Source organism: Pseudomonas sp. CCC3.1, from assembly GCF_034347405.1.
Classification (GTDB): domain Bacteria; phylum Pseudomonadota; class Gammaproteobacteria; order Pseudomonadales; family Pseudomonadaceae; genus Aquipseudomonas.
Map to the genome: position 1 here is coordinate 5,809,989 of NZ_CP133778.1, position 12,028 is coordinate 5,822,016.

Below are 12,028 nucleotides of genomic sequence, written 5' to 3' on the forward strand. Positions count from 1 at the left end.
TCTCCTGTTGTGCACCATCCTCGTAGGAGCGAGCTTGCTCGCGATCTTTTGATCGTTTAAAAGATCGCGAGCAAGCTCGCTCCTACGGGTCTATGACGTTGAGTCAATCCGGCAAGGCAATCGGCCCGATGTCGTTGAACACATCGCCAGGGCCCGGGTTGTCGGCGTGGGTGCTGCCGCCGAAATGAGTCATGATGCCCCACACCGCGTTCAACGATGTTTGCACCGCGCCTTCAACCCAGGCCGGTGTCCATGAAACATCATCGCCAGCAATAAAAATTCCGCGCTGTTCGCTGGGCAGGTCTTGCTGCATGAAGTGCGCGTACATGCGCTGGTTATAGCGATAGTGGCCCGGCAATGCGCCTTTGAAAGCACCGAGGAAGTGCGGGTCGGCTTCCCACGACACAGTGATCGGGTCGCCGATGATACGGCTGGCGATATCGACCTTGGGGTAGATCTTTTTCAGCGAATCGAGCGCTAGTTTCACGCGCTTTTCCACCGGGTGCGGGAGCATTTTCAGCGCATCGCTCATCCACGAGTACGACAGGCAAATCACGCCCGGCTTGTCGTCGCCGTTATCGAACAGGTACGTGCCACGGGTCAGGCGGTCGGTGAGGGTCATGCTCATCAGGTCGCGGCCGGTTTCCGGGTCTTTGTCTTTCCAGAACGGGCGATCGACCATGACGAAGGTTTTCGAGGACTGCATATAGCGCGTGCGATCCAGCGCCATCCACACTTTTTGTGAGAACAGCGATTCTTCGCAGTCGATTTGCGTGGTCAGCAACCAGCTTTGGCACGTGACCAAAACAGCCTCGTGAGTGCGGGTGACGCCGAGGTTATCAGTGACCGAAAAATGCCCATCTGCCGAGCGTGAAATGGCTTTGACCCCGGTGCGCGGTGCGCCACGGTGCAGCGAGCGTAGGCTGGTGCCTTCAGGCCAGTGGGCGCAACGCTCAGGCACATGGCTCCAGATGCCCAGCGGCACTTGTTCAACGCCGCCGACGACCAAGTGCTGGTGGTCGTCGCAGTTGGTCATCACCACACGGAAAATTTCGAGCATGGAGTTCGGGAAGTCCGAGTCCCAGCCGCCCGTGCCGAACCCGACTTGTCCAAACACTTCGCGGTGCTGGAAAGACAGTTTGGCAAAGGCTTTGGACGTGGCGACAAAATCGTAGAAGGTGCGGTCATCCCACAGCGGAACCAGCGTATTCCATAGCTCTTTAAGGCGCGGGACGTCACGGTCCCGGATGGCTTGCTGAATATCGCCAAAGCGTGAGCCTGCTTCCAGCGCGTCGGCCCAAGCGTCGGCGACTTCCTGGAACAGCGCAGGCAAATCTGCCAGCTTTTGTGCGTAGAAGGTTTGGCCTTCAAGGTCGATCACCGTGCTGCCAGAAGCGGGCGTCAGCGGGTTGGGAAACGGTTTGGTTTCGAGGCCCAGCTTGTCGACGTAATGGTAAAACGCCGTTGAAGACACCGGGAAACGCATGCCGCCCAACTCGGCAATCACTCCTTCGCTGCCCTCAAACGCTTGCGAGCGCAGACGTCCGCCCATCTTCGACGCTTCATACACCACTGGCTTGAGGCCCAGCTTCATCAGCTCGTAAGCGGCCACCATGCCCGCCATCCCGGCGCCAACAATCGCCACCTCCGAACCCAGCTTGTCTGCCGGAATACTGCCCAGGCCTGCGGGGTGTTCGATCCAGTCATCAAAGGCAAATGGAAAGTCGGGCCCGAAAATAGTGATCGGTTTTTTGCCGTCGGCAGGGTGGCGATTATTCTTGTTCATGACTGACCTTACTGGGCGACTCGCGTTACACGTGAGTATAGGAAAAGACAGCCGTCAGTTTAGAGCGCGTGGAACACGTAATTAAGACGCAAAGTGTCGTCGTTATGACCTTGTTTAAGTCGATATGACGAACTTGATAGGCAGTTTGATGTGTCGTCGCGGCGTTATGGCTTAACCGCGATCTACTTTGCTGCTGAGAATGATCGACGTGGTGGTCTTTTCAACGCCTTCGACACTGCCGATCTGATCGAGTAACTGATCCAGTTGCTCGGGCGATTCACTGCGCAGCCAAGCCACGTAATCGAACTCACCGCTGACCGCGCACAACTGCTGCACCTGCGCCATATTGCTCAAGCGCCGCACCACCTCCTTGCCGGAGCGTGGCTGCACGGTAATCCCGACATACGCCTGCAAGCCGCCATCCATCAGGCGCTGACTCAGGCGCACGCCATAACCGGTGATGACCTGAGTCTTTTCCAGCCGCGCCAGACGCGACGTCACTGTGGTACGGGCAATCCCCAACTGCCGTGCCAGCATGGCCACACTCGCGCGGGCATTCAGCTGCAAGGCCGCGATCAATTGGCGGTCGATTTCATCCAGTGCAGGCGGGCGGGTATCGGACAAGAGAGGCTCCCCAGGTGTGAGCGTGACGGGCGGTTATCGTACAGGGCTGAGCGAGCGTGGGACATTCAATAGCGAGCCGTTACCGCCAATGCACCACGATCGGCGCCGCGGTGGAATTCAGGCAGGGGTATTGCTTGCATGATTTACCTGGTAGCGAGTACTGCGCCCACCTCCCGGCAGTCGGGCGATGTAACCCTTCGTTACCAGATCGCTTAGGTGGCGAGTGGCTGTCGCTTTAGAGACCTTGGCGACTGCTTGGTATTGAGCGGCGCTGATTCCGTCTTCAAATCCTCGCTCGCCGCCATCAAGCAGACGGTTAAGCACTTTGATCTGTTCAGCAGACAGGGCGCTATTGCGGTGCGTCTGCCAAAAGCGCGCCTTGCACAGCACACGGTCGATACGGGCAAGTGCATGCTCCAGGCTCTTGAGCAATGTGCCCAGAAACCACTGCAACCAGGCCGTGATATCGAGCGTGCTTTTCTGGCTAGACTCAAGATGGGTGTAATAGCCGGCGCGGTCGTCGAGGATGCTCGCTGACATGGCATAAAAGCGAATTGCCTTCTGCTCGCCTTGGGCCAGCGCCAAGTCTGTGATGGCGCGAGTAAGACGGCCATTTCCGTCATCAAAGGGGTGCAGGGTGACAAACCAGAAATGGGCAATGCCGGCGCGCAGCAATGGGTCTAGGCTGGTATCGTTGCGGCTGCTTTCGAACCAGGTGAAGAAGTCGGCCAACTGTTCTTCCAATCCCGCGCGTGGTGGGGCTTCAAAGTGTACGGTGGGGCGGTCGAGACGCCCGGAAACAACCTGCATAGGCTCTTCGCCGCGCAGTGAGCCTATGCGTATCGGGCGTGGCAACAGGTTGTCGTCGAGGGGGAATAGCCAGCAGTGCCAGCCGTACAATCGTTCTAGATTTAAAGGTTGCTGGTGTGCGCAGGTGGCATCGAGAAGTAACTCCGCCAAGCCTTCTGAGCGTGCAGTGGTGCGGGCCTCTTCGTTCAACCCCAAGCGCCGCGCCAGTGATGATCGCACCGAGCCGACATTCAGTTGCTCGCCCTCGATGGCTGATGAGGTGACGATGTTTTGCAGCATGGCATCCAGGCTACTCTGCACCTCTGTGTCACTGCCTACAGCACCGAGCATCCCGAGCAAACGGCCCTGAGCCTGGCCGCAAGCGCGCAGAAGCGGGGCAAGCGGTTCGGCTTGCCAACTGAAGTCTGGCCAGTTGGACTGCTGCCAGATCCAGAAGGGAGTATTCATCGGTTTGCTCATCTGTGAGGCGATTTGCGAGCCTATTCGGCTCATAAGCTGAGCCGATAATGCCGGCTATTCGGCTCACTGTCTAATCAACACTTTAAGTGCCTGTTACTTTGGACTATAGAACAGGCTTGGCGATTTTATCGCGGACATGAAAAAGCCGCGCAGTGCGCGGCTTTCAAAGTGGTGGGCCCAGTAGGACTCGAACCTACGACCAAGGGATTATGAGTCCCCTGCTCTAACCAACTGAGCTATAGGCCCTCAGTAGGCCGCGGATTATAACGATGGTTTCGTTCGAGTGCTATCCGAAAAGTCCTAAATAGAGGTGCGAAGAAATGTGGCTGCGAATTCTGTCGCACTTAATGGGACGCTGATGAGGTAGCCCTGGATTTGTTCGCAACCCTCTGCCGCCAGAAATGCTTGTTGCGCCTGGGTTTCGACGCCTTCGGCAATGATGCTGAATTGCATGCTGCGCCCCAGGGCGATGATGGCGCGCACGATAGCGGCGTCGTGAGGGTCGTCGGGCAGGCCGCGGATGAATGATTTGTCGATTTTTAGCGTGTCCAGCGGTAAGCGCTTGAGGTAGCTGAGGGAGGAGTAGCCGGTGCCGAAGTCGTCGATGGCCAGTTGCACTCCAATGTTTTTGAGCTGATGCAGGGCTTCGAGTGCTTCTTCGGTCTGGCTCATGATGGAGTTTTCAGTGATCTCCAGTTGTAAGCAGCCGGGTTTGAGGCTGTAGGTTCTCAGCAGTTGCTGGATACGACCGAGCAGTTTTGGCTGGTGCAGTTGTGCCCCTGTGAGGTTGACTGAGACAGGGCCAAAGGGTTCGTAGGTCTGATTCCAGAGGTGCATTTGTTGGCACGCGTGCTCAAGTACCCAGTCGCCTATGGGGATGATCATGCCGTTTTCTTCGGCCAACACAATGAAGCGCTCGGGTGAGATTTCTCCCAATGTAGGGTGGTGCCAGCGAATGAGCGCTTCGGCACCGATCAGTTGCAGGTCGTGCAGGCTGATCTTGGGTTGGTAGAACAATGACAGTTGGCCACGCTCCAGTGCTCTGCGCAGTTCTTGTTCCAGGACCACGCGCACGCTGGCCTGGGAGGTCAGGTCGTGGGTGTAGCGCTCAACCCGGTTGCGGCCTTTGAGTTTGGAGCGGTACATCGCGGCGTCAGCATTTTTGACCAGTGTGGCCACGTCTGTGCCGTCTTCCGGGTAGACGCTGATGCCAATGCTGGCGCTGATGAACAGTTCGTACTCCCCGGCGCTGAAGGGCGCGTTGAAGCAGGCCAGCAGTTTGTCGGCGATCAGTTCGGCGTCGTCAGGTTGCTTGAGGCCTGGCAGCAGGATGATGAATTCATCGCCGCCCAGGCGGGCAACGGTGTCGATGTCACGCAGGTGTTTTTTCAGGCGTGTGGCGATGCCTTTGAGCAGCAGGTCGCCGACGGGGTGGCCGAGGCTGTCATTGATGTTTTTGAAGCGGTCCAGGTCAAGAAACAAGACGGCGCCATGTTTGCCGTCGCGCTCCTGGTCAATCAGGACTTGCTGTAACCGGTTGTCGAACAGAAGTCGGTTGGGCAGGTTGGTCAGCGGATCGTGGTGGGCTTGGTGGTCCAAGCGTGCCTGGGCGCGTTTGATGCTGGATATGTCGGCAAACACGGCGACATAGTGGGTTACGTTTTTATCGCTATTGTGCACGGCGCTGATGGTCATCCAGCAGGGGTAGTTTTCGCCCTTTTTGCGTTTGTTGTAGATCTCGCCTTGCCAGTGGCCTGCTTGTGAAAGCTGGTGCCACATGGCGGTATAGAACGCACTGTCGTGTTGGCCCGAGGCCAGAATACGGGGTGTTTTGCCCAGTGCTTCGCTCTCGCTATAGCCGGTGATTTCAGTGAAGGCCCGATTAACGGCAGTGATTTTCTGCTGCGGGTCGGTGAAGAGGATGCCTTCGGCTGTGCTTTCAAACACGGTGGCGGTTTGCAGCAGTTTTTCCTGCATTTGATGGCGTTCGGTGATGTCGCGGGCGATGGCCAGCATGCAGCATTCGTTGCCAATCATCAGTGGGCTGCTGGAGATTTCACAGAGCCGGATCAGCCCGTCCTTGCGCCGTATATGGCAGGTGTAATCTCGCACAAAGCCATTTTTTTCCAGTAGCCCTACCAGGCCTTTGCGTTGCTCAGGATCGACCCACAGTTGCAGGTCCAGGGTTGATCGACACAGTGACTCGGCACTGTCATAGCCGCTGAGGCGGGTGAAGCCTTCGTTCACTTCGATCAGCAGGCCATCGCTTTGCCTGCTGAGTAGCAGGCCATCTGGCGATGCGTGGAAGGCTTTGGCGAACTTCTCTTCGGAAAGCCGCAAGGCTTCTTCGGTTTTTTTGGTTTCGCTGATGTTGATCATCAGGCCGCGCAGCACCGTGTGCGGGTGCTGGCTGGTGAGGCTGACAATATCCCGTATCCACAGGGTTTTACCGTCAGAGGTGAGGACTCGATAGTCGACGCTGTAGTTGTGCTCGGCGCTGATTTGCGTATCGCAGTAAGCCTTGATTCTGGCCAGTTCGTCCGGGTGCACGATGCTGTCCCAAAAGTCCGGTCTTAACCAGTCGCTCATGGGGTAGCCGAGCAGGGCTTCGGCTTGTGGCGATACGTAGGTATAGGTGTAGGTGTTGCCGTTGAGGCGGGCTTCCCAGGCAATGGCTGACAGATTTTCGATCAAGCCTCTGTAGTGGTATTCGCTGCTGCGCAGTGCTTGTTCGAGATCTACCCGGCGGGTGATTTCGGAGCTCAAGCGTCGATTGATGCGTATGAGCACGGCCATGACGGCGATCAGCAGCACGATGGCTGGGAGTCCATAGAACAGCAGCATGCGCCACAGGGGGCGATAGTCGCTGGTGCTGCCGATCCAGCGCTCTTGTATGGCCTGGGTTTCACTGGGGCTCATGTCGGCCAGCACTTTGTCGAGCAGTGCCAGCAAAGTGGTTTCGCTTTTGGGTACCGCCATTGCCATTTGGTAGCGGTAAGGCGTTTCGCCGCTGACGTAGAGGCCGTTGAGCTTGAGTTGGCGCAGGCTCCACACGCTTGAGGCCAGGTCGCCGACCATGGCATCCACCTGGTCGGTGGCCAGCGCTTGCAACGCGGAGCTGACGTTGGGCAGCGCGACGATGTTCAGGTCGGGGTGCTGAACCCGCAGTAGTTCGTGGGGGGCATAGTTTTCGACCACGGCAATTTTGAGGCCGTACAGATCATTAAGGTTTTTGGGGTTGGCGCCACCCTTGTGGGCCAGAATGACGATGGGGAAGTCGAGATACGGGCGGGTAAAGCCCAAAGTCTTTTGCCGTTCGGGAGTCGACATAATGCTGGGCAGCCAGTCGAGTTGGCTGTCATTGGTTAATTTCAGTACGGTGCTCCAGCTATACGGCTCCACCAATTTCACGGTGATCCCAAGCCGCTCTTTGATCAGCTTTACATAATCAGCGGTTAGCCCGGTGTAGATGCCTTGCTCATCACGAAACTCAAAAGGCGGCCACGTGGCGTCCACGCCCAGGCGCAGTTCGGGGTGGTTTTTAAGCCATTGCTGTTCTTCGTCGGTAAACGTCAGGGCTGCGACCGCTGAGTTCCAGGCAAGAAGCGATAGAGACAGAAGTACCAGCAGTCGTGACATGCGCTTCTCGTTTTACGCTCGAATAAAGCGAGTGTAGTCGGGCTCTGGCGCGGGGGGAGGTAGCGGGGAGGGAGATTGTGATGGCTATAAAGCAAAACCCCCGGCAGGGCCGGGGGTTTTGGGATCACTCGTCGAGGAAGGAGCGCAAATGCTCGCTTCTCGTCGGGTGGCGCAGCTTGCGCAACGCTTTGGCTTCGATCTGACGAATCCGCTCACGGGTAACGTCGAACTGCTTACCAACCTCCTCAAGGGTGTGGTCGGTATTCATGTCGATACCGAAGCGCATGCGCAGTACTTTGGCTTCACGTGCAGTGAGGCCGCCCAGTACGTCGCGTGTTGCTTCTTTAAGGCTCTCAACGGTGGCTACATCAATTGGCGACTGCATAGTCGAGTCTTCGATGAAGTCGCCCAGATGGGAGTCTTCGTCATCACCGATCGGGGTTTCCATGGAGATCGGCTCTTTAGCGATCTTCAATACCTTGCGGATTTTGTCCTCAGGCATTTCCATGCGTTCGCCCAGCTCTTCCGGGGTCGGTTCACGGCCCATTTCCTGCAACATCTGGCGGGAAATACGGTTGAGCTTGTTGATCGTCTCGATCATGTGCACCGGAATACGGATGGTGCGGGCCTGGTCGGCAATCGAGCGAGTGATCGCCTGACGGATCCACCAGGTGGCATAAGTCGAGAATTTGTAGCCGCGGCGGTATTCAAACTTGTCTACCGCTTTCATCAAGCCGATGTTGCCTTCCTGGATCAGGTCGAGGAACTGCAAGCCACGGTTGGTGTACTTCTTGGCGATGGAGATCACCAGACGCAAGTTGGCTTCAACCATTTCTTTCTTCGCGCGGCGGGCCTTGGCCTCACCGATCGACATGCGACGGTTGATGTCCTTGATCTCGGCAATCTTCAAGCCGGTTTCTGCTTCGAGAGCAGACAGCTTTTGCTGGCAACGGATGATGTCCGGTTGCAGGCGACCAATGGCTTCAGCGTATTTGCTTTTGCCTTTGGCCAGCGCGTCGCTCCAGCTTTCGTCGACTTCGTTGCCCGGGAACAGGCGCAGGAAGTCGGTACGCGGCATGCGTGCATCACGTACACACAGCTGCATGATGGCGCGCTCTTGTGCACGCAGACGCTCCAGGGCGCTGCGAACACGCTCAACCAGGCCTTCGAATTGCTTCGGGACCAGTTTGATTGGCATGAACAGCTCGGCCAGTGCGACCAGCTCGGCAATCGCTTGCTTGCTGTCACGACCGTGCTTTTTCAGTGCCTTGCGAGCGGCTTCCATCTGATCGGAGACGGCACCGAAACGCTGTGCTGCGATGATCGGATCCGGGCCACTTTCGACTTCTTCCTCGTCGTCAGTAGCGGTTTCGGCTTCGTCATCGTCGCTGTCGTCGTCAGCTTTTACAGCTTTCGGGTCGACAGGTGGCGGCACTTCGGCGGCAGGTGGCGCAATGCCGTCGTCCGGGTCGATATAACCGCTCAGAACGTCGGACAGGCGACCACCTTCGGTGGTGACGCGAGTGTACTCGGAGAGAATATGGTCAACCGTGCCAGGGAAGTGCGCGATTGCGCCCATCACTTCACGGATGCCCTCTTCGATACGTTTGGCGATTTCAATTTCGCCTTCACGTGTCAGCAGTTCTACCGTACCCATTTCACGCATATACATGCGCACAGGGTCAGTAGTACGACCAATGTCGGTTTCTACTGCCGCCAACGCTGCGGCTGCTTCTTCAGCAGCTGCTTCGTCGGTGTCAGCATCGGCCAACATAAGGGCGTCCGCATCCGGAGCACTCTCGTGTACGGGGATCCCCATGTCATTAATCATGCGGATGATGTCTTCCACTTGCTCCGGATCTGAAATATCTTCGGGCAGGTGGTCGTTGACCTCTGCGTAAGTCAGATATTTCTGCTCACGGCCGAGGGTGATCAACTCTTTGATACGAGACTGTTGTTGCGCTTTTCCGGACATAACACCCTATCCACTGAAGGTCTTGGCGGGCAAAAAACAAGCCGAGGATTATACCTTAGCTATGACCTCACGCGCCAGTTGAGGTCGGGTTTGATGCTGGATTATTGCGACTCAAGAGGTCGCGTAACTCATTTTTTTCCTCGGTACTAAGCTCGCCTTGACGTGCTTTTCGAAGAAGTTGCTCTAGATTTCGTTCACGTTGACGCGCTGACAGGCTAGTTATGGTGTCGAAAAATTGTTGTTCAAGGTTATCGGCATCAATTAGCCATTCCTTTTCCAGCAGTCTTTGCAGCAGCCGGCCCTGTTCGGTGCCATGCCAGCGCGACAACAGCTGTATAGAGCTTAGCTTAGGATTTTTCTGTACGGCCTCGACCAGAGCAATCAGTAGCTGATTATTGGTCTGATCTTCTGCAGCAAAGTGCCCGGCGTCTTCCACTTTTTTTGCCAGTTGCGGGTGATGCAGCAGTGTACGCAGGGCTGTGAGTGTGGGCGGCTCAACGCCGACCGGAACCCAGGCTTGCTCACGCTCGCCGCCCCGCTTGCCTTTTTTGTCCCAAGGTTTGTTTTCCCACTTCTTGCCGCCAGCGCCAGGCTTTTTCGGTGTCCATTCCTGTTGAGGGATGTACATGTCCGGTTGCTGGAAATCGCTGTAGTCGGGCATTGCATCGTAATCAATGCCGGGGTCGTAAGTCGGTTGTGCCTGGGGCTTGGCGGGTGCACTTTGCGCCAGTTGGCTGACGGTTTCGCTGCTCAGGCCGGTAATTTCGGTCAATCGCTGGCGCATCAGAATACGCAGATTGGCGCCCGGGACTTTGTCGATCAGTGGTGCGGCCAGCGTGGCCATGTGGGCCTTGCCTTCCAGTGAGCGCGGGTCGGCTTCTTCGGTCAGTTGCTGGAAGAAGTAATCGGCCAGCGGTTGTGCATGCTGGTTGATACGGGCTTTGAAGGCGTCTGTGCCTTCGGATCGCACCAGTGTGTCCGGGTCTTCGCCTTCGGGCAAAAACAGGAAGCGTGCGCGACGCCCGTCCTGCAGGCAGGACAATGTTGCCTCAAGGGCGCGCCAGGCGGCATTGCGGCCAGCCTGGTCTCCGTCAAAACAGAATAAAACGCTGGGCACCACGCGAAACAAACGTTTCATGTGCTCTTCGCTGGTGGCGGTGCCCAGGGTGGCGACGGCGTTACGCAGGCCTTGTTGGGCCAGCGCGATCACGTCCATATAACCTTCCACCACGATGATTTCATCGAGGCTGCGGTTGAACTTGCGTGCCTCGAACAGCCCGTACAGTTCCTGGCCCTTGTGGAACACTGGCGTTTCCGGGGAGTTCAGGTACTTGGGTTTGTCGTCGCCCAGCACTCGGCCACCGAAAGCAATGATGCGGCCACGGCTGTCGCGGATCGGGAACATGACGCGGTCGCGGAAGCGGTCGTAACGTTTGCCAGTCTCGGCGTTTTCGACCAGCAGTCCGGCGTCAATCATGGCCTTTTGCTGCAGGGTGTCGCTGCTCAAGTGCTTGTACAGGTTGTCCCAGCCTGGCGGGGCGAAGCCCAAGCCAAAGTCGCGGGCGATTTCACCGGTCAGGCCGCGGCCTTTAAGGTATTCGACGGCGGCTTTTCGCGAAGGATGGCTCTTGAGTGCTTGCCGGTAAAAGTCGGCTGCCGCAGTCAGAAGCGGGTAGAGCGGTGAGTCGATGGGCTGTCGGGGTTTGTGTTGGCGGCCGCTTTCTTCTCGGGGAATTTCCATGCCGGCGGCTTTCGCCAGCTCTTCGACGGCCTGGGGAAAGTCCAGGTTGTCGTGGTCCATGATGAAGCCGAGGGCGTTGCCGCCAGCGCCGCAGCCAAAGCAGTAATAAAACTGTTTGTCGGGGCTGACACTAAAAGACGGTGTTTTTTCTTTGTGGAACGGGCAGCAGGCCGTGTAGTTCTTGCCCGCTTTCTTCATTTGCACGCGCGAACTGACGACATCGACGATATCGGTGCGGTTCAGAAGGTCGTCAATAAAGCTCTGGGGGATTAACCCGGCCATGGCGTTCTCGTCATCACGGTGCAGAAATTATCCCAGTTGAGGGGGCTTGGTCATGATGGCGTGCACGGGAGTGCGCTGCTCGATCGTGTGACGTCTGCTCAATCATTTTTGGGGAAGTGTATCTGTCGAATCTCATCTGACTAAGGTTTTAATCAGTGCAAATGTGTTCGATAGGTGTCGCGCTCTGAGTCCGGATTGACCTGTGGTGGGTCTCGGATAGCTCATAAGCAGGTACAGGAGAAGTACCTTGGGCTGATCGTCTTTAGGAAAATCAGAGAAGTGTGCTCGTCGGTAGCCTTGTTAGGCTCGTCAGTAAAGACGTGCACCGCTGGCTGAAAGCCAGGTCTGACGTGGTGTTGCGCTTGTCGCGGTCGCGTCTGCGGCCTTGACGATAAAGCGTGTAACTTGCTGCAACTGCCTACGGCCCGGCTTTAGGCCGGGCTTGGCAGAAGCTTGCAACGAACGTCTGTGTATTAGTACAGACGAACGGCGCGGCGCTGCTCGCGCTGAACTTTCTTCGCGTGACGCTTAACAGCTGCTGCTGCTTTACGCTTACGCTCAGAAGTCGGCTTCTCGTAAAATTCGCGGCTGCGAACTTCAGCCAGTACACCGGCTTTTTCGCAGGAGCGCTTGAAACGACGCAGAGCTACGTCGAAGGGTTCGTTCTCTTTTACTTTGACGGCTGGCATCCAGAGCTACCTTCATTCATTAC

7 protein-coding genes and 1 tRNA gene are annotated in these 12,028 nt (G+C 57.0%); all 8 read right to left on the reverse strand.

Annotation, left to right across the window (positions count from 1 at the left end):
* Nucleotides 1–103: 103 nt before the first annotated feature.
* Nucleotides 104–1,786, reverse strand: coding sequence for a flavin monoamine oxidase family protein (locus RHM56_RS25625; protein ID WP_322237210.1), 1,683 nt, complete (start codon nt 1,784–1,786; stop codon nt 104–106).
* A gap of 171 nt (nt 1,787–1,957) precedes the next feature.
* On the reverse strand, nt 1,958–2,410 hold the full coding sequence (locus tag RHM56_RS25630; RefSeq protein ID WP_322237212.1) for an Lrp/AsnC family transcriptional regulator: 453 nt from the start codon (nt 2,408–2,410) through the stop codon (nt 1,958–1,960).
* A gap of 117 nt (nt 2,411–2,527) precedes the next feature.
* Nucleotides 2,528–3,667: a Fic family protein gene (locus tag RHM56_RS25635; RefSeq protein ID WP_322237214.1), complete on the reverse strand. Its 1,140-nt coding sequence runs from the start codon at nt 3,665–3,667 to the stop codon at nt 2,528–2,530.
* Between the two features lie 181 nt (nt 3,668–3,848).
* A tRNA-Ile gene (locus tag RHM56_RS25640) sits at nt 3,849–3,925 on the reverse strand.
* Between the two features lie 54 nt (nt 3,926–3,979).
* On the reverse strand, nt 3,980–7,318 hold the full coding sequence (locus RHM56_RS25645) for a bifunctional diguanylate cyclase/phosphodiesterase (RefSeq protein ID WP_322237216.1): 3,339 nt from the start codon (nt 7,316–7,318) through the stop codon (nt 3,980–3,982).
* A 124-nt stretch (nt 7,319–7,442) separates the two neighbouring features.
* Complete coding sequence (gene rpoD / locus RHM56_RS25650) at nt 7,443–9,293, reverse strand: RNA polymerase sigma factor RpoD (RefSeq protein WP_322237218.1); 1,851 nt, start codon at nt 9,291–9,293, stop codon at nt 7,443–7,445.
* A 67-nt stretch (nt 9,294–9,360) separates the two neighbouring features.
* Entirely contained in the window at nt 9,361–11,316 is a 1,956-nt protein-coding gene (dnaG, locus tag RHM56_RS25655) for a DNA primase (RefSeq protein ID WP_322237220.1), read from the reverse strand.
* A gap of 473 nt (nt 11,317–11,789) precedes the next feature.
* Entirely contained in the window at nt 11,790–12,005 is a 216-nt protein-coding gene (gene rpsU, locus RHM56_RS25660) for a 30S ribosomal protein S21 (RefSeq protein WP_002551877.1), read from the reverse strand.
* Nucleotides 12,006–12,028 lie beyond the last annotated feature (23 nt).

Bases quoted from the DNA above. Each gene is read 5' to 3' on its own strand.
- RHM56_RS25625 (WP_322237210.1), bottom strand. From the start codon at position 1,786: ATGAACAAGAATAATCGCCACCCTGCCGACGGCAAAAAACCGATCACT.
- RHM56_RS25635 (WP_322237214.1), bottom strand. From the start codon at position 3,667: ATGAATACTCCCTTCTGGATCTGGCAGCAGTCCAACTGGCCAGACTTC.
- RHM56_RS25645 (WP_322237216.1), bottom strand. From the start codon at position 7,318: ATGTCACGACTGCTGGTACTTCTGTCTCTATCGCTTCTTGCCTGGAAC.
- rpoD (WP_322237218.1), bottom strand. From the start codon at position 9,293: ATGTCCGGAAAAGCGCAACAACAGTCTCGTATCAAAGAGTTGATCACC.
- dnaG (WP_322237220.1), bottom strand. From the start codon at position 11,316: ATGGCCGGGTTAATCCCCCAGAGCTTTATTGACGACCTTCTGAACCGC.
- rpsU (WP_002551877.1), bottom strand. From the start codon at position 12,005: ATGCCAGCCGTCAAAGTAAAAGAGAACGAACCCTTCGACGTAGCTCTG.